Genomic DNA, 19,679 nt, shown 5'->3' with positions numbered 1-19,679 from the left:
CAGTTGCATTCTACATTCAAAAATGCAAAAGAGCGCCAAAGCAATATAGTTTTTACCTATTTTTACAGAAAACTAATTTCATGCGTTATTTTTCTTTTTTACTTTTTGCTGGATTGCTCCTTGCTTTGGGTTCATGTCGTACCGATTTTGAAACCGTTGCTAGCAAAGGAGAATTGGCTTTTTCTAGAGACACTATTTACTTGGACACTGTTTTTTCAAACATTGGATCAAGCACTTACACGTTAAAAGTATACAATCATTCTAAGAACGATATTAACATACCAACAATAAATTTGGGCAAGCGGTCCAACTCAAAATACCGCATGACTGTTGATGGAATGACTGGCGTGAACGGAAAAGAATTTAGCAATGTGACTTTGTTGGCCAAAGACAGTTTGTATATTTTCATCGAAACTACCGCTGCCGCTACGGATGCAAACCCTACTGATTTTTTATATACTGATAATATTGAATTTGATGCTGGAACCAATTTGCAAAAAGTAGAATTGGTGACTCTTATTCAAGATGCTGTTTTTTTATATCCACAAAAATTTATTGATGGATCGACCGAAACGGTAACTATTAATGATGAGAAAACATACGGATTCTACTTGGACGAAAGCGATGCTATAAACGGAAATGAATTGAATTTTTCGAATAAAAAGCCTTACGTCATCTACGGATATGCAGCCGTACCCGAAGGCAAGACCGTTACATTTGCGGCTGGTGCTCGTGTGCACTTCCATGCGGATTCGGGTTTAATTGTATCAAAAAATGCCAGTTTAAAAATCAACGGAACAACCTCAACCACCGATAAACTTGAAGGAGAAGTCCTTTTTGAAGGAGACCGACTAGAACCTTTGTACGATAATATTCCTGGGCAATGGGGTACAATTTGGCTTCAGAATGGCACCAAAAACAACAGCATCAATCATTTGACTTTAAAAAATGCAACTATTGGATTATTGATCGAAAACAATACTGACCAACTAACCATAGAAAACAGTCAAATTTACGATTGTACCAATTATGGCATATTGGCGAAAAGCGCATTAATCACGGGCCAAAATCTCGTAATCAACTCAGCGGGTCAAGCTAGTCTAGCATGCACATACGGAGGCGATTACAAATTTACACATTGTACATTCAATAACAATTGGAATGGTAATAGTCCCACATCTGTGCTAGTAAACAACTTTGAACTGGGCGCAACACCCGAGGTAAAAAATCTTACTCAAGCCACTTTTAATAACTGCATCATCTATGGCTCCTACTCCAATCATTTAAGTTTAAGCAAAAAAGACGCTGCAACTTTCAACTATTCCTTCAATAATTGCTTGATTAAATATTTTGGTAGTAGTACGAATGCACTTTATCAATTTACAACAGATAGCGCCCATTATACCAATATAATTTTAAACCAAGATCCGGCATTCTACAAAACGAGTCTAAACAATTTTAATATCGATGCTACTTCTGCCGCTTTCGCGAAAGGTAATTCTTCGTATTTAATTCCGACCGACATTACAGGAGCGACAAGAAGTCTTCCTCCAGACCTAGGAGCCTACCAAACTAAAGAATTCCCAAAGAAAACATAAAAAACACGATTTCTTAACAATGAATCTCAGGCAAATAAGAATTTTTACTGCTATATTCGCAAGCTAATTTAAATTATTTAAGCAGATATAGATGAAACTAAAATTACTTTTTTTACTAGCATTGTTAGGTGTAGTTGGACACGCGCAAATTCCACCAAATTATTATAGCAACTCTACAGGAACGGGCTATACATTGAAAACCCAATTGTACAATATCATTAAAGATCATACTGTAAAAAGCTATGGCGATTTGTACACTACCTACCAAACTTCGGATATAGATAATTATTACGAGAATGATGGTTCAGTATTGGATATGTATTCTGAGAAACCAAATGGTACTGATCCTTACAATTACTCAATAGCAAGCACACAGCGTTGTGGAAACTATTCAGCAGAAGGAGATTGTTATAATAGAGAACATATTATTCCGCAATCCACTTTTGGATCGAATTCTCCAATGGTTTCTGACGCTCACTTTATTACTCCTACAGATGGAAAAGTAAACGGAATTCGATCAAACTATCCTCATGGAATAGTTGCTACCGCTACCACAACAACATTAAACGGAAGTAAACTTGGTACAAGTGCTGTACCAAATTATACTGGATCCGTTTTTGAACCAATTGACGAATTCAAAGGAGATATTGCTCGTATGTACTTTTATTTTGCTACGCGTTACGAAACTACGGTTTCAACCTATCCGTACGCTATGTTTAACGGAACAAGAACTCAAGTGTTCACGACCGATTTCTTGAACATGCTTTTGGCATGGAGCGCAATGGACCCCGTAAATCAAAGAGAAATTGATCGAAACAACGCTATCTATGCACAACAAGGTAACAGAAATCCATATATTGACCATCCTGAATATGTACAACAAGTTTGGAATGCAGCTCCTGATACACAAGCACCTACAGCAGCTAGCAATTTACTTGTAACCAATAGTACAGCAACGACAATTTCTCTTAGTTGGACTGCAGGAACTGATGATGTGGCTGTAACAAGTTACGGTATATACGTTGATGGCATTTTGAAAACCTCAGTAAACAACACTACAGCAACAGTACAAAATCTTTCCCCTTCGACCTCCTATTCTATTTATGTTGTAGCTAGAGATGCAGCAAACAATGCGGCACCGGCGAGCAATACTGTAAGCGGAACAACTACCGCTCCTATTATTGATACAGAAAGTCCAACGGCTCCAACTGCTTTGGCTAGTACCTCAAGTACATCTACATCAGTTACGTTGAGTTGGGGCGAAAGCACAGATAATGTAGGTGTTACTGGATATGATGTATACGTAAATGGTACATTAAGTTTAAGTACAACGGGTAATACGGCGCATATTACAAACTTAACAGCATCGACTGCCTATACATTTTATGTAATTGCAAAAGATGCTGCTGCAAACTATTCAACTGCAAGCAATTCTATAATGGTTACTACTCCAGAAAAATCAGCTGTAGCAGAATTTTGCGCCACTGAGAATTTTGAGACTATACCTGCTAATAATGGTAGTTATTTGACTAGAACTTGGACCAATAATGGGATAACCTGGACTGCTACCGATGCTCGTACTGACCAACCCCTGAATGCAACAAGAGCAATTACTATTCGTAACGGATCTTTAACCTCATCAACGGTAGAAAATGGAATCCACGACCTTAAAGTCACTACTCAACTTATTTACTCGGGTACATCTGGGACATTTATAGTTCGAGTAAATGGAAATGCAGTAGGAACGGTACCATATAGTGATACTGCAACAACTACCACAATCCCTGGAATTGACGTGACAGGAAATGTGGTGATCAGTTTTACAGACAACAGCAGTAGTAATAAAAACAGAGTAATTTTTGACGATTTGAGTTGGTCTTGTTATACCGAAGATTTGGCTGTAACTGATTTTGACAGAAATACGTTTAGTGTATATCCAAACCCAGTAAACGATCAGTTGTTTATTGAAAATGATAATCAACCATTCTCAATGGAGATCTACTCAACCGTAGGTCAACTAATTAAGACACAAACTAGCACTGACGGAGCTAGAATTACTGTAAAAAACTTGAACAAAGGAATCTATTTTGTTAAAGTTAAAGCGGGTAAAAAATCCGTAACAAAAAAAATAATTGTGAATTAAGGTCGGTTTTAAAGACAGTTCACGTTTATTAAAAACTATAGCTTCCCTATTGTTTACCTAAATTATTCTAGGTAAATAAAAGGGAAGTTTTTTTTTATGCACTTTACTTTATACCTAGTACATTAAATCAATTACATACAATTTTCAAGTACATAAACACTTAAAAAAAATCAAACTTAAATAGAGAAAGCATTTACTTTAAATAAGTTATTTAATCTTAGAGAATCAGATAATACCATATCTTAACAATTACTTTAAATTACAAATGAGTTTTGTATTTACATTCGTAAAAAATTTTAAAATAAAAATAGAAAAATAAATGAAACTAAAATTACTTCTTTTACTAGTGTTACTAGGTGTTCTTGGCCATGCACAAATTCCAGCAAATTACTATATTAGCTCTAACGGAACAGGTTATGCTTTGAAAACCCAACTTTACAATATCATTAAAAATCATACCGTCAAATCATATGACGAATTGTATACCACCTACCAAACTTCTGACAGGGATTATTTTTACGAAAATGACGGAACGGTTTTGGACATGTATAGTGAAAAGCCAAGCGCAAAGGATCCCTATAATTATAGCTCAGGCAGCACACAGCGTTGTGGAAGTTATAGTTCGGAAGGAAATTGCTACAATAGAGAACATATTATACCACAATCCTCCTTTAACTCAAGTTCTCCTATGGTGTCAGATGCACATTTTATAACACCTACTGACGGAAAGGTAAATGGTCAACGCTCTAATTATCCACACGGTAACGTTGCTACCGCAAGTTGGACCTCATTAAATGGTAGTAAATTAGGAACAAGTGCAGAATCAGGTTATACGGGAACTGTTTTTGAACCTATAGATGAATTTAAAGGTGATATAGCCCGAATGTATTTTTACTTTGCCACCCGTTATGAAACCACAGTTTCTGGATATTCGTATCCAATGTTTAATGGTACTAGCAACCAAGTTTTCACAACTACTTTTTTAAACATGCTATTAGCTTGGAATGCACTTGACCCAGTAAGTCCGAGAGAAATAGCCCGTAACAATGCTATTTATGCAATTCAAAATAACAGAAATCCGTATATTGACCATCCCGAATATGTGCAAAAAGTATGGAATCCGACGACTGACACAACAGCACCAAGTGCTCCTACTAATTTAGCAGCAGCTAATACAACGCAAACGAATACAAACCTATCATGGACAGCCGCAACTGATAATATTGCTGTGACTACATACGAAGTCTACCAAGGTACAATACTAAAAGCAACCGTTACCAACACAAATTATGCAGTAACAGGCTTAAGCGCTGCTACAACATATAATTTTATTGTTAAAGCAAAAGATGCTGCCGGGAACACTTCTAGCTCTAGCAACACCCTACTCGTTACTACATCATCTAATACATCAAATACAGCTACAGACTTATACTTTTCAGAATATGTTGAAGGTTCTGCAAACAACAAGGCACTTGAAATCTCGAATGCAACAACTAGTACAGTCAATTTAAGTATCTACAGTATTAAAAAACAAACAAACGGTTCAGGATCTTGGAGCACAGGAATACCGCTGAGTGGAAATTTAAGTAAAGGAAATAAATACATAATTGTAAACAGTTCAATAACTACAAACTGTTATTCTACTGCTGCTGCAAACATAAGTACAACTGCTGCAGAAATGACTTTTAACGGAAATGATGCTGTTGGTTTATTTAAAAATGGCATCCTAATTGACATTATAGGAACTTTTAACGGTGGTACTTCTAATTTTGCAGCAGACGTAACTTTAAGAAGGAAAGCTTCTATTACCTCTCCAAATACTCAATTTAATAAAACTGGAGAATGGGATACATTTTCTTCAGACACTTGCAACAATTTAGGTAGTAAGACAGTACAAGCAATTACAAAAAGTGCGATTAGCAAAGATGAAGCTGACGCAGATGAAGTGCTAATTTACCCAAATCCTTCCCAAGGTAATTTCACAGTTTACAACTCCAATATGCCATTTTCTGTTACCATTTATAATATTTTGGGACAATTTATTCAACAAGAAAACAGTAGCAATAGCAGCACGATACAATTAACAAATATACCTACAGGAACCTACCTAATTAAGGTTTCAGATGAAACTCATACCACAATCAAAAAGATTCTGATCAACTAATAAATCACAAAACAACTAAAATTAAAAAAGCGACAACATTGTCGCTTTTTTTTATTAGCATTTTAATCTTAAATAACTATTTTTGCACCGCAATACAACAAAACTACCATGATGATTCATTTCTTTGAAAACCAAAGCAAAACCGTTTTTGCCGTACAGACGCAAGACAAAATTTCGGCTGAAAACATATCAAAATTAAACTGGCTTTTTGCAGACGCAAATAAAATAGAAAAATCCGCTTTGACGGATTTTTTTGTTGGTCCACGCGCCACTATGATCACGCCATGGAGCACCAATGCGGTAGAAATTACCCAGAATATGGGAATCGAAGGCATTATTAGAATTGAAGAATTCCATCCTGCGACTGCAGATTTCAATGATTTTGACCCAATGCTTTCGCAAAAATATCCCGAGCTAAATCAAGATATTTTCACCATCAACATCGCTCCAGAAGCTATTTTGGAAATTGATGATATAGCGGCTTATAACAAACAAGAAGGTTTGGCCTTGAGTCCAGAAGAGGAACAATATTTGAATGATTTAGCGACTAAATTAGATCGAAAATTAACCGATTCTGAGATATTTGCTTTCTCACAAGCGAACTCTGAGCACTGTCGTCACAAGATCTTCAACGGAACTTTCGTGATTGATGGCGTAGAAAAAGACACCTCTCTTTTCAAATTAATCAAGAAAACATCACAGGAATTTCCTGGTGCTATCGTTTCGGCTTACAAAGACAACGTGGCTTTTGTAAAAGGACCAAGAGTGCAGCAATTTGCACCAAAAAGTGCCGACAAAGCCGATTTTTATGAGACCAAAGAATTTGATTCGGTAATCTCATTAAAAGCAGAAACACACAATTTCCCAACTACCGTAGAGCCTTTCAACGGTGCTGCAACTGGAGCTGGTGGAGAAATCAGAGACCGTTTGGCAGGTGGACAAGGTTCGTTACCTCTAGCAGGAACAGCTGTTTACATGACCTCGTACTCGCGCCTTGAAGCCAATCGCCCTTGGGAAGAGGCTATGACCGAAAGAAAATGGTTGTACCAAACACCAATGGACATTTTAATTAAAGCTTCCAACGGAGCGTCTGACTTTGGAAATAAATTTGGGCAACCGTTAATCACAGGTTCTGTTTTAACATTTGAACACGAACAGTACGACAAGCTCAGTGCGTCAAGTAGAAAATTAGGTTTCGACAAAGTCATCATGCAAGCAGGTGGAATTGGTTACGGAAAACTAGAACAAGCAATCAAACACAAACCACAAGTAGGTGACAAAATCGTTATCCTTGGTGGAGAAAATTATAGAATTGGAATGGGTGGAGCGGCAGTTTCTTCTGCAGATACAGGTGCTTTTAGTACGGGTATCGAGTTGAACGCGATCCAACGTTCGAATCCAGAAATGCAAAAACGTGCTGCCAATGCTATTCGTGGAATGGTAGAAAGCGACATTAACCCAATTGTATCGATTCACGATCACGGTGCAGGTGGACATCTAAACTGTCTTTCTGAACTAGTTGAAGACACTGGAGGTTTAATCGATTTGGACAAACTACCTGTTGGTGACCCTACCCTTTCGGCTAAGGAAATCATCGGAAACGAATCGCAAGAAAGAATGGGATTGGTTATCGCTCAAAAAGATATTGACATTTTGCAGCGCATCGCTGACCGTGAGCGCTCGCCAATGTACCAAGTGGGTGATGTAACGGGAGATCACCGTTTTACTTTCGAATCAAAAACTACTGGTGCAAAACCAATGGATTATGCTTTGGAAGATTTCTTCGGTAGTTCGCCAAAAGTGGTTATCACAGACAAAACTATCGATAGAAAATATACGGAATTAGATTATTCAGTAAAAAACATTTCCACTTACCTAGAGCAAGTATTGCAACTAGAAGCAGTAGCGTGTAAAGACTGGTTGACAAACAAAGTAGACCGTTGTGTGGGTGGTAAAGTAGCCAAACAACAATGTGCTGGACCTTTGCAATTGCCGTTGAACAACTGTGGGGTAATGGCCTTGGATTATTTAGGTATAGAAGGAATTGCAACTTCAATAGGACACTCTCCTATCGCTGCTTTGATCGATCCTGTGGCTGGAAGTAGAACTGCGATTGCAGAATCGCTTTCGAATATTGTTTGGGCACCTATCAAAGGTGGTTTGGACGGACTTTCATTATCTGCCAACTGGATGTGGGCTTGTAAAAACGAAGGGGAAGACGCTCGTTTGTACGCTGCTGTAAAAGGTTGTTCTGATTTTGCAATCGAATTGGGAATCAATATTCCAACTGGAAAAGATTCGCTTTCTATGAAACAAAAATATCCTAATGACGAAGTAATTGCACCGGGAACGGTTATTATTTCGGCTGCAGGAAATTGTACAGATATCAAAAAAGTAGTAGAACCTGTTTTGCAAAGAGACGGTGGTTCTATTTACTACATCAACTTGTCGCAAGACGAATTCAAATTGGGAGGTTCTTCTTTCGCACAAACGTTGAACAAAATTGGTACCGAAGTTCCAACTATCAAAGATGCTGCTTTCTTCAAAAAAGCATTCAATAGCTTGCAAGAATTAATTGGTGACAACCAAATTTTGGCAGGTCACGATATCGGAAGCGGTGGTTTGATTACTACTTTACTCGAAATGTGTTTTGCAGACGTGAACTTAGGAGCTAAGATTGATTTCTCTGTTTTCGAAGAAAAAGACATCATCAAATACCTATTTGCAGAAAATATCGCGGTGGTTTTCCAAGCCAAAGACGATGTAGCTGTAGAGGCATTATTAAATAAAAACGGAGTAGAATTCTTCAAATTAGGAACTGTTACCAACGAGGCAACTTTAAACTTTGGTCCTTGTAAACATGATATTGCGAAATACAGAGACATTTGGTTCAAAACTTCTTTCCTTTTAGACCAAAAACAAGCTAAAAACGGAACAGCGCAAGCTCGTTTCGATAATTATAAAAACCAAGCGTTACAGTTTACTTTTCCAACGCATTTTACAGGAAAAAAACCAGTAATCGATGCTTCAAAACCACGTCCTATTGCAGCGGTAATTCGTGAAAAAGGAAGTAATTCGGAGCGTGAATTCGCAAACGCTATGTACTTGGCAGGTTTTGATGTTAAAGACATTCATATGACCGACTTGATTTCGGGTCGTGAAAACTTAGAAGACGTACAATTCATCGGTGCTGTTGGAGGTTTCTCTAACTCAGATGTATTGGGTTCTGCCAAAGGTTGGGCGGGTGCTTTCTTGTACAACGAAAAAGCAAACACGGCGTTGAAAAACTTCTTCAAAAGAGAAGACACTTTATCTGTCGGAATTTGCAACGGTTGCCAATTGTTCATGGAATTGGAATTAATCAATCCTGAGCACGAAGTACACGGAAAAATGTTGCACAACGACAGTCATAAACACGAAAGCATCTTTACCTCTGTTACAGTAAATGAGAACAAATCGGTAATGTTGTCTAGCCTTGCAGGTAGCACATTGGGTGTTTGGGTATCGCACGGAGAAGGTAAATTCAACTTACCAGAAGCCAAAGATAACTACAATATCGTAGGAACGTATGGTTACGACAGCTACCCAGCCAATCCAAACGGATCAGACTACAATACGGCCATGCTTTGTGACACCACAGGTCGCCACTTGGTAATGATGCCACACATTGAGCGTTCGACTTTTCAATGGAACTGGGCTAATTATCCAAAAGATAGAAACGACGAAGTTTCGCCTTGGCATGAAGCATTTGTCAATGCTAGAAAATGGATTGAAAATAAATAAAATTTACTAAATTTCAACTTTGATAGAGCTTTCAAATAGTATAATTGAAAGCTTTATCAATTGAAAACAGTAGACTCTGTCTTTTAACGACTGAATAGAACACTTAACAAATTACCGTATGAATAACAAGCAATGTTTAAACTGTGAACAAAAGGTATCTGGGAATTATTGTGAAAATTGCGGACAAAAAAATGACACACACCCTATTACTTTAAAACACTTTTTGTTTCACGACATTATACACGGTGTATGGCATTTGGAAAAAGGTATTCTCTTAACAATAAAGGAAACTTTCACAAGACCTGGACAAGCAGCATTGGATTACATTAATGGTAAAAGAGTCAAATACTATAATGTTTTTTATCTCATTTTAATGCTGATCGGATTAAATATTCTTACGGTGCATTATTATCATGAAATTAACCACTCAACAGTAAAGGAAAATATAGGCAATGGTTTAAAGTTCATGAATTTTTTATCGGCTAATGTAAAAGTAGTTTTACTAGGGTTCGTTCCGTTAATTGCTATAAATGCAATTCTTATTTTCAGAAGATTGAAACTCAATATAGCTGAACATTTTATAATTGGAGGAATTAATTTACTGGGAATTCTAGTTTTATGTCTATTCGTAAACTTGTTTTCACTCTTATCCATATTTCAAGGAATAAAAGACTTTGCACAGATTCTTAAATCTATTTGCCTATTCTTGATCTTTTTATTTCCAGCTTGGACTTACTTTAATGCTACAAAAAAAGAGTATTCTATCATGGGATTCTCATGGAGGATTCTCATGTTTTATTCGTTAACTATCATTGAGATTATCATTATAATAACTTCTATTATGTATCTGGTAACGAATCAAACTGACCTCATATTAAATGTCAATTTATAATCGTTATTTCTTAGAGCATCTTGAATATTGTTAATTTTTCTTTAGGCCTAGTCTACAAGGTTTCACCTTGGCATGAAGCGTTTGTTAATGCAAGAAAATGGATTGAAAATAAATAATTTCAAGATTTAAGAATACAAAAGCGGTAAATTTAGGTTTACCGCTTTTTTTTTGATGTCATATTTAAAATTTGGGCGTGCCACCATCCCCAAAAAAGAGCCAAGCAGTTTGCGCTTATTGGCTCTTTTTCAGGAATGCTGTCGGGCTGTCCGCTATATCTTTTTGGTCAGGCAAAAAAGCCTGCCCAAAAAGGATGCCGCTCCCATCCCTCACGCGATCGCTATAATCACTAAAATTACCTATATTTGATTTTACTAATCAATTTGAAAACTAATGGGATTATTTGACTTCTTCAAAAAACAACCAAAATTTCAGGACGAAGTATTTGGACTACTTACCTATAATGTATTCAAGGATAATACTAAGAATTTTTACTCTGGGGACATTCTTTTTCAAGGATTCTTGATTGGAATTACAATTGATGCTAAAGATAAAGGACCTAGTCAACTGCAAAAAGACTTTTTTAAAAAACTAACATCCGATTACAAAAACATCAAAGACGAAATCATCCTTCCTTTTTTACAAATTGAATTGGAAGATACTATTGAAGAAAGCGGCCTAGCAAATTTTGACACCGAATTTGAACTGGACGGAATCTCAATTGGCTATATTTCGAATCAAAAAACTGAATGGTCTGTTACATATGATTCTAAACCTATGCGCCATTTTGTTACTATAGATTTTGATGGTATGACACCCAAAGACATGATGATTGATGGATAAATCAATAACCGTTTCTTAAAAAGACAATAGTATCTGCTTTAAACTTTAAAACTGCCTAATTACTAAAAAATTGCGCAATAATCTCTTTCAGTACTCTGATTTTGATTGGTTTTGTCACATATTCATTAGCGCCGGCTTCAATAGCTTTTTCTTTGTCTCCAGGTAATGCATAGGCAGACTGTGCAATGATTTTTACGGTTGTATTAAATTTTCTAATTTCAGTCATCGCCTCGTAGCCATCCATCTCAGGCATTTGAGCATCCATTAAAATTAAATCGATATCATCATACTTTTGGCAAGCTTCAACGGCTTCTAGACCTGTTTTGGCAATGATAATTTCGCGACTAAAATCTTTTACTACTCGCATGATTAACATTCGAGAAATAGTATCATCCTCAGCTATTAATATTTTCAATGATGGAGCTGCAGCGATAGCGATTGGAGGCTCGAAGTCAAGTGTTATCATGGCTTCTTTACTCTCTTTTTTATCATAAGGCAAAGTAAAAAAGAAGGTACTACCTCTACCTTCTTCAGAGAATAACCAAAGTGAACCTCCAAGCATTTCAACATAGGCTTTAGAGATTGACAATCCTAAACCGGCACCTTGGTAGGCCATTTTATTTGCGATATCTGCTTGAATAAAACGTTCAAAAATTGCTTCTTGTCTATTTTGAGGCACACCCACACCAGTATCTTTTACAAAAAACTCAAGCATCATTTCCTTCTGTTTGTACCCAAATTCAATCGTACCAGATTTGGTGTGATTAATGGCGTTTTTGATAAGATTGGTAAGGACAGCGAAGAGTTTTTCTCGATCGGTAGTGATGTAAGCATCGTCATAAGGCAAACCTTTTTTACAGAGCAAGGCAATATCTTTTTTCTCCGCTTCTGGGGTGAAAAATGTGAGTAGGTATTCCAGTTGCTCATTTACATTTGAATCTTGTAAGTACACTTCCATTTGCCCCGATTCTATTTTTGAAATATTGATGATATCGTTGATAATATTTAGCATTCGAACACCGCTTTTCTCAATAATTGCAACGTACTTTTGTTGCTTTTTCTCTTTCAAGGTTGGTTCTTTCAGTAATTCAGCAAAACCTAAAATTCCGTTCATAGGCGTACGGATTTCGTGGCTCATATTGGCCAAAAAAGCCGACTTTAGGCGATCTGACTCCTCTGCTTTATCTTTGGCAATTTTCAAATCTATTTCAAGTTGCTTTCTCTCGCTTATGTCATATTCTATCCCATCCCAACATAGTAAGCCATTGATATATCTAGGCTTAGCAACGGAATATGACCACCTTACACTACCATCGGGATTTATCACGCGAACTTCAACCACATAATTGGTCATAGTATGGATCGCTTTGAGTTCTGCAGCCCGCATTATAGGTATATCGTCAGGATGTATTTTCCTGTAAATTAAGCCTGGATCGTTCATCACTTCCTCTGCAGAGCATCCGTATAAATTGAAAACACCGTCACTTACGTAGTTAAACTTACGCACGTTATCGTCGATTGTTACAATTTGATAAATCATACCATTAACCAAATTACCTGCAATCGTTTTTAGTTGATCTTCGCTTTCTCCTACTATTATATTAGCCGCTGATAGTTGATCACTTTTTTCTTTGACTCTTTTTCGCAATAAAAAAACAATTAATAGCGCAAAAACTAGGGCAGCAATGGTACCTAAGATGAACCATTTTATATATTCAGGTAGTGCATTCGATTTTTGTTTTTCAAGCCAATGAAACAATGACGTATAGTAAACAGAGTTTTTGTCATTTTTTAAATCAGTAATGTTTTTGTCAAACAAATCAACCAGCGCTTTATTTTTGTTTTTTACAAACCCAAAATGTAGTCCAATGGGACGAATAATCACACCCGTTGGTTCAATATTTTTGTCACGTAAATTTGAAAAAGCAAAAAAACGATCGGCAGCTAGCACATCAATTTCTTTGTTTTTTAATGCTTTTACTGTTTGAGCAAACGTATCATATGTTTTTAATGTAAATGTAATTTCAAATTCTTTAGTGACAAACTCACTCATATACTGGGCCTCAATAGCACCTTTGAGTACTCCTACCTTTAAGTTCCGAACATCCATAATAGAATTCAAATGCACGTCTTTTCGAGAGAATAGTTCAGACCAAGAGGATATTACGGGTAACTTACTAAGGGTAAAAAGGGAGTCTCTTTTGCTTGAGTACGCGACATCTGGCAAAACATCAATCTGACCCGTTTGCAGTTTTTTGTATAAATGATCCCAAGTATCAAATTGGTATTCGTATTTTAAGTTTTCGGTTTTTCCTATTTCTCTCAAAATATCAACAAAAAATCCGTCAGGCTGGCCCTTTTCGTTCATGAAGATCTTTGGCGGATTGTTGTAGATACCAACTTTTATAATATCTGGTTCTGTAACCTGCTTTTTTTGAGCATTTACCACTACAGAAAATCCCAAAACACAAAAGTACAAACTTAGAGCGGAAAAATATTTGATAACGTTTTTCATAATGAAATTTTCAATAGCGTGGCAATTACGAATATAGCGATTCCTAAGCTAATAATCAGCTATATAAGTTAGTAAATAACACTCGCCTACAACAATATGTTAAAAAAAGTAATCGAGTATAAAATATAAGTTCTACAAATATCATCTGCTCTAAAATCAGGAACTAACTTATACTTACAAAAATCTTTGTTTATAAAACAAAAATGATTCGGATTATAAGAAAAAACACTATAAATTTACAGCTAAAACCTGTAGGGGAATATTTTTATATAAGTACAATGATATGATTCGTAATGTATTAAAAAGTAATAAAACAGTACATTTGACAGTATCTCTTCCTCTTCAATTAAAAAACATTATGAAATTTCAACTAAAAAACAGCATTTGCTGCCTATTCTTTTTTTTAATAACTGCATGCTATTCTCAAGAAAAAACGGCGATTTATTATGATAGTGATTGGAAGGTTTGTACCAAAGAAAACTACACCTATTACAGACCCATGCCATTGAAAGAAATTGGAGATTTAGTTTTCGTTAGGGATTATTACAAAAACGGAAATCTACAAATGCAGGGATATTTTCTCAAAAAAGAACAAGAACAGAAGGTTGGAGATATTTATTGGTATGATGAAAATGGAATGGATTCAAATTCATCTCAGTATTATAATATTTCTCAGGTTCCAGAGCTTACCTACTACTATCCTGACGGAAAATTATGGAAGAAGGTGAACTATAAAAATGAAGTAAAAGAGGGTGCAACGACCATTTACAAAAAAGATGGTTCTGTTCTAATGTCAGGAAAATTTCATTACAAAAAGCCAGTCAGTGGTAACTTTAATAATTTATATAGAATAGAACACTATTATGGAAAATCGTTACTACAGGAGAAAGCAGATGGAGAGCAGACGACAGCTGTTATGGTTTATGATGAGAGTTTACCATCAAAAACAGCAGTACAGCCTCAAGCTAACATTTATGAAAAATTATTTTGGTCGGGAGGGCAGCAATTAGCGCAATCCAAAGCTTTTAAACTAATCAATGACTATGATAATCCTAAATTGATTGGTCAAAAAAATTATGATAAATCTGGAAATAGTCTACAAAGTATTCTACAGCAAGATATTGACTATGGCTACAAAATTAAAAACGGAAATACGTATGAGTATTACACTCAAAATAATTTTGTTGTAGGTGTAAAATCTATAACGCCCTACGTAGAAAGGGCTATTCAAGGGAAAATAGTATCCTTTTATCCTAACGGAAAAATGAGTAGTATAGTCAATTATAAGAAAGGGAAACAAGATGGAGAGGCACTAGTGTACAACACAGCAGGAAACATAGAAAATAAGCAAGTTTGGAAAAATGGTAAGCCTTATCAAGGCAATTTTGTAGAAAAATTTTCATCGCAAATTTTTATCCACGCCACCTACAGCAATGGTGCACAAGTTGGCGAAGTAACGACCAAGACAGATAAAGATAGTATTATTACAAAAGGAACCATTAAGGAGGGTAAACCCTATCAAGGTTCGTTTCTTATTGAAGACCCAGAGAAAGACAGGAATGAAATTGTACAAATAAATAATTTTATTAAGACGGGGAAACAAATTATTTTCAATTATAATTTTTTAAAACCAATAGAAACGCACACTTTAATAAACGGTCTACGAAACGGTGAAAGCGTATATTATAAGGATGGAGAGGTGGTTTCAAGAATTATATGTAAAAACGGGAAATTTTTTGATGGTACATATCATGATGATGAAATGATGGTAACTTATGAAAACGGTTTTATAATTGAAGAAACTAGTTACGAGCGTAATGGTATGCCTAATAAAAAAATTGTTCGATCGTATAAGGATAATCAAATACAAAGCGTGAGTTATTCAGAACAGTTTATTTTACTCGATGTACCTCAACAAATTTACACAGGTACATACAAAAATGGATTACCCTTTGATGGGTTTTTCAGAGAAGATGGTAATGAGATTAAAACAATCGAGTATTATGAAAATGGAATTCTAAAACACCAATATTCGAATGACTATTTAAAAAACATGGAGAAATACTCTTTTCCAGAATATGATTTGAAATCTACCTTCAAAGATGGAAAAGTATTCGATGGAATGGAATATAAAAAAGAAAGCAAATCTTATATTTCGAAAAAATGGAAAAACGGTGTTTTGCAATCTATTGATTTTGATGTGTTTGCGATGCATTATTTCAACAGAATAAGTTTTAATTTCTTAAAAGAGAGCATTGAAATAACTGACTATCAATCAAAAGGAGAGCTAATTATTGAAGAGAAAAACAAAATTTTGACAATGCGTTTGATTGGTAAAGGTCAGACACTTTTTTCCAAAACTTCAAACAACAGTACTATAGGTGATGAATTACCCAGAAATGGAGGAAGAGCTTATATTTTAAAAAACAATAAGGTTGTTACCGCAGATTTTACTGTCGATCAAACTGAGAAAGCTAATATTGCTGATAGTGAAGAAAATTTTGAGATCCTAACCAATATTTTCTATGCTATGATTTATGAAGATAATACGCTAATAGGCTTTAAGGAAGCTATTGCACAAGAATTTATGACCGAATATCAATTTTATAGATTTGTACGTCATGATGATGAACTACAAGATAAGAGAGTGCTTGCAACAATACAAACAAATGAGAAGTCACAACCTTCATCAGGCATCCAAGTACGACCAACATCAGCAAACAAATATAATCTAGATTTATTTTATGGTGGTCGATTGTACACAACGCTAAATAATGTACCCTTTGAAAAATTAGAAATAGAAGTAGAAAATCTTTATAAATTATTGAACAAAAAACTTCAAGAAGAATACAATCGTTAGTTTTATGAGAATCGTTTTCAAATTATAATTAAATTTGCACCATTACCAATTTAAAAATACACAATACATCTTATGGAAGCATCAAACTTATTATCAGTCATACAAGGCATACCTAAAACAGAATTACATTTGCATATCGAAGGGAGTTTTGAACCCGAATTGATGTTTGAAATCGCCAAAAGAAACAACATTGCTCTCGACTACGATTCTGTTGAATCCTTAAAAAAAGCCTATAAATTCAATAACCTTCAAGAGTTTTTGGATATTTACTACATGGGTGCACAAGTATTGCTGCACGAGCAAGACTTTTTTGATTTAACTTGGGCTTATTTGACCAAAGTACACAGCCAAAATGTAGTGCACGTAGAGGTGTTTTTTGACCCGCAAACCCACACAGACAGAGGAGTTGCATTTGATGTAGTGATCAAAGGAATTTACAATGCTTTGGAGAAAGCTAAAAAGGAATTGAACATCTCCTATAAGTTAATTATGTCCTACTTACGCCATTTGAGCGAGGAATCTGCTTTTCAAACCTTAACATCTGCCTTGCCGTTCAAAGAATGGATTGATGGTGTTGGTCTAGACTCTTCTGAGCTTGGAAATCCTCCTAGCAAATTTGTAAATGTTTTTGAAGCTTCAGCTAAAGAAGGATTCAAATTGGTCGCACATGCCGGAGAAGAAGGACCTGCAGAATACATTTGGGAAGCCCTAGATTTATTGAAAATTGACCGTATTGACCACGGAAATCGTTGTTTGGACGATGAAAAATTGACGCAACGCATTATTGATCAACAAATAGCCTTAACACTTTGCCCTTTGAGTAATTTGGAACTAAAAGTGGTTCAAAAATTAGAAGATCACAACCTAGTAACGATGTTGGATAAAGGTATCTTGGCAACAATCAATTCAGACGACCCCGCTTATTTTGGTGGGTATATGAACGAAAATTATTTTGAGACCGCAAAGGCACTGCATTTAAATAATGACCAATTGAAACAATTAGCAATCAATGGATTCAAAGCAAGCTGGTTAACTGAAACAGAAAAACAAGCTCATATTGCAACCGTAGAAAACTATTTCGAGTCATTATAGTAATGCTGTAATAATTTAAATTAAAAACGCCAACCTACCTTTCGTATGAAAGATAGGTTGGCGTTTTTTAATTATAATCCTATTTGTTATCGAGAAAAAAAATACATTTTATAATCGACTTTATATTTTAATGTGACCCCAATTTTCTCCTGATTTTATTCTGCAAATCTGCATTTCACTTACACCAAATTGTTTGGCAATCATCTTCATACGCGTTTTTTGCACAGGATTGGCAAGTATCTTTTTGATGTGCATTACTTTTGTAATCGTCAATTTTCGACCATTCGACTTTAAATTGTGCTCTATCAGTTTTAACTTGGCTTGTTTCACAAATGGACTGTTTCGGCTGTGTTCAATCATTTCTTCTCTCGTTGCCCACTTGAGATTTCGATGATCATCATTGTCACGAACGCGATCCAAGTGTAGCACATAAGTTTGATCTTCACTTGTTTTTGACACAAACAATTCAGCTACCAATTTGCAAACAAATAGGTGCTTATTTTTAATTTGGTCAGCAGAATATAGTTTGTAGCGAAACATTTTGTAACCATCGGTTATTCCGCCTTTTAATTCTCTACCAAATTTTATATCGTCTACAAAGCTTATCAATCGGCCTTTGTTGGATACTGCGTAGCGCAATCGTAATTTATCCTCCATCACAATTTCTTTGAATTCTTCATTTGGATAAACTCTAATAGCATGCATTTTTTCTAATTTCATACAAAAAATAGTATAAATATTTATTAATAGAACAGTTAAAAACCGTTTTTATGAAGATACGTTAAAAGTAGAAAATTTCAAAGTCAATGCCAAAAATTATTTTTTATTCAACGTTATAAAATCGATTACCTCGTCATAACGATCACTCCACGGTTTAAAGTATTGTGTCACCATTGGCACGTGCTCCTTATCTAGAAATATCGGTTGGACATTGGGTTGTACTTTGTGTAACACCTTCAAAAAGGCAGCATTACTTTCTGTTATTGATGGATAGGTTTTTTTACCAACATACATCATTATTGGCGGTGTATCTTTATCAATAAAATAGATTGGCGAAGCATCTTTCCAATTTTTAGGGTCATTGGTCCATGTTGCTAAGTAATCGTGATCTGTAGTAGGCGGATATTTTTGCAAATAATCGTGCATATCCAAGCCTGCAGCATCATTAAGAATTATGCCCGAAATCGTATTCTTTGCAATTCCATATTTTGGATTCATTACTGCCAGTGCTGCGAGATGTCCCCCTGCAGAATGACCCGTTACAAAAATTTGTTTTGGATTACCCTTGTAATTTTTCGCATTCGCTTTTGTCCAATTAATTACTGCTGCAACTTGTTTTGTCATTTCATCATAATTAGCCATTGGACTTAGGGTGTAATCCGGAATTATAGTAACGATACCTTTGCTGGCAAAATTGCGTCCCATGAGGTCATAAGTACCTTTTCGTCCACTGTTCCAATATCCTCCATGAACAAAAATCAATATGGGAGCGTCTTCCTTGCTGTTCCTAGGGACAAAGACATTCAACTTAGGTGCATTTTCATCAGCGTTTATAGTTGTTGTAAGGTAGGGCTCGTCTTTTATTTTTTTTGAACTACAAGCTATTGTGGAAAATGTCATAATGATTAAAACCAAATATATAAGGTAACGCATACTGTCTTTTTTAACAAATATACCACAATAACAACCATACCTAAACAGTCAAAAACGGACTCTAACATCAATTTAACAACTGCCCAAGTAGCCGAGAATGCTTTGTAACACAAATTGCAACTTGTACAAAAGTTAAATA

At 35.6% G+C, this 19,679-nt stretch carries 11 protein-coding genes; 8 read left to right on the top strand and 3 right to left on the bottom strand.

The window, feature by feature from the left end:
• Positions 1-80: 80 nt before the first annotated feature.
• The 6 genes from FFWV33_RS10045 (at position 81) to FFWV33_RS10020 (ending at position 11,420) form a co-directional block, all read left to right on the top strand.
• Positions 81-1,598, top strand: coding sequence for a right-handed parallel beta-helix repeat-containing protein (locus FFWV33_RS10045; RefSeq protein ID WP_108742515.1), 1,518 nt, complete (start codon positions 81-83; stop codon positions 1,596-1,598).
• Positions 1,599-1,689: 91 nt separating this feature from the next.
• Positions 1,690-3,741 (top strand): endonuclease, encoded by a 2,052-nt coding sequence (locus tag FFWV33_RS10040; protein WP_108740783.1) that lies wholly within the window; start codon positions 1,690-1,692, stop codon positions 3,739-3,741.
• A 319-nt stretch (positions 3,742-4,060) separates the two neighbouring features.
• Positions 4,061-5,905, top strand: a complete 1,845-nt coding sequence (locus tag FFWV33_RS10035) for an endonuclease (RefSeq protein WP_108740782.1) — start codon at positions 4,061-4,063, stop codon at positions 5,903-5,905.
• Between the two features lie 111 nt (positions 5,906-6,016).
• Entirely contained in the window at positions 6,017-9,688 is a 3,672-nt protein-coding gene (gene purL, locus FFWV33_RS10030) for a phosphoribosylformylglycinamidine synthase (protein ID WP_108742514.1), read from the top strand.
• A gap of 118 nt (positions 9,689-9,806) precedes the next feature.
• Positions 9,807-10,580, top strand: coding sequence for a DUF3667 domain-containing protein (locus FFWV33_RS10025; RefSeq protein WP_108740781.1), 774 nt, complete (start codon positions 9,807-9,809; stop codon positions 10,578-10,580).
• A gap of 390 nt (positions 10,581-10,970) precedes the next feature.
• On the top strand, positions 10,971-11,420 hold the full coding sequence (locus FFWV33_RS10020; protein WP_108740780.1) for a hypothetical protein: 450 nt from the start codon (positions 10,971-10,973) through the stop codon (positions 11,418-11,420).
• 55 nt (positions 11,421-11,475) lie between these two features.
• Here FFWV33_RS10020 and FFWV33_RS10015 read toward each other — a convergent pair whose 3' ends face one another.
• Positions 11,476-13,935: an ATP-binding protein gene (locus FFWV33_RS10015; RefSeq protein ID WP_108740779.1), complete on the bottom strand. Its 2,460-nt coding sequence runs from the start codon at positions 13,933-13,935 to the stop codon at positions 11,476-11,478.
• Positions 13,936-14,293: 358 nt separating this feature from the next.
• Here FFWV33_RS10015 and FFWV33_RS10010 point away from each other — a divergent pair, with 358 nt between their 5' ends.
• Both FFWV33_RS10010 and FFWV33_RS10005 read left to right on the top strand, forming a co-directional pair.
• Positions 14,294-16,795, top strand: a complete 2,502-nt coding sequence (locus tag FFWV33_RS10010) for a toxin-antitoxin system YwqK family antitoxin (protein WP_159086004.1) — start codon at positions 14,294-14,296, stop codon at positions 16,793-16,795.
• A 72-nt stretch (positions 16,796-16,867) separates the two neighbouring features.
• Positions 16,868-17,887: an adenosine deaminase gene (locus FFWV33_RS10005; protein WP_108740777.1), complete on the top strand. Its 1,020-nt coding sequence runs from the start codon at positions 16,868-16,870 to the stop codon at positions 17,885-17,887.
• 120 nt (positions 17,888-18,007) lie between these two features.
• Here the strand turns inward: FFWV33_RS10005 and FFWV33_RS10000 are convergent, their stop codons facing one another.
• A complete protein-coding gene (locus tag FFWV33_RS10000) occupies positions 18,008-18,607 on the bottom strand; it encodes an NUMOD4 domain-containing protein (protein ID WP_245891721.1) in 600 nt (199 codons plus the stop codon).
• A 96-nt stretch (positions 18,608-18,703) separates the two neighbouring features.
• Positions 18,704-19,540 (bottom strand): alpha/beta hydrolase, encoded by an 837-nt coding sequence (locus tag FFWV33_RS09995; protein WP_108740776.1) that lies wholly within the window; start codon positions 19,538-19,540, stop codon positions 18,704-18,706.
• Positions 19,541-19,679 lie beyond the last annotated feature (139 nt).

Source organism: Flavobacterium faecale, from assembly GCF_003076455.1.
GTDB classification, from domain to species: domain Bacteria; phylum Bacteroidota; class Bacteroidia; order Flavobacteriales; family Flavobacteriaceae; genus Flavobacterium; species Flavobacterium faecale.
The sequence above is the reverse complement of the archived record's forward strand: the minus strand, read 5'-3'. Positions and strand labels throughout refer to the sequence as shown.

Excerpts from the sequence above, each read along its gene's own strand:
- FFWV33_RS09995 (WP_108740776.1), bottom strand. The coding sequence starts at position 19,540 with ATGCGTTACCTTATATATTTGGTTTTAATCATTATGACATTTTCCACA.
- purL (WP_108742514.1), top strand. The coding sequence starts at position 6,017 with ATGATTCATTTCTTTGAAAACCAAAGCAAAACCGTTTTTGCCGTACAG.
- FFWV33_RS10040 (WP_108740783.1), top strand. The coding sequence starts at position 1,690 with ATGAAACTAAAATTACTTTTTTTACTAGCATTGTTAGGTGTAGTTGGA.
- FFWV33_RS10005 (WP_108740777.1), top strand. The coding sequence starts at position 16,868 with ATGGAAGCATCAAACTTATTATCAGTCATACAAGGCATACCTAAAACA.
- FFWV33_RS10015 (WP_108740779.1), bottom strand. The coding sequence starts at position 13,935 with ATGAAAAACGTTATCAAATATTTTTCCGCTCTAAGTTTGTACTTTTGT.
- FFWV33_RS10000 (WP_245891721.1), bottom strand. The coding sequence starts at position 18,607 with ATGAAATTAGAAAAAATGCATGCTATTAGAGTTTATCCAAATGAAGAA.
- FFWV33_RS10010 (WP_159086004.1), top strand. The coding sequence starts at position 14,294 with ATGAAATTTCAACTAAAAAACAGCATTTGCTGCCTATTCTTTTTTTTA.
- FFWV33_RS10045 (WP_108742515.1), top strand. The coding sequence starts at position 81 with ATGCGTTATTTTTCTTTTTTACTTTTTGCTGGATTGCTCCTTGCTTTG.
- FFWV33_RS10035 (WP_108740782.1), top strand. The coding sequence starts at position 4,061 with ATGAAACTAAAATTACTTCTTTTACTAGTGTTACTAGGTGTTCTTGGC.
- FFWV33_RS10025 (WP_108740781.1), top strand. The coding sequence starts at position 9,807 with ATGAATAACAAGCAATGTTTAAACTGTGAACAAAAGGTATCTGGGAAT.
- FFWV33_RS10020 (WP_108740780.1), top strand. The coding sequence starts at position 10,971 with ATGGGATTATTTGACTTCTTCAAAAAACAACCAAAATTTCAGGACGAA.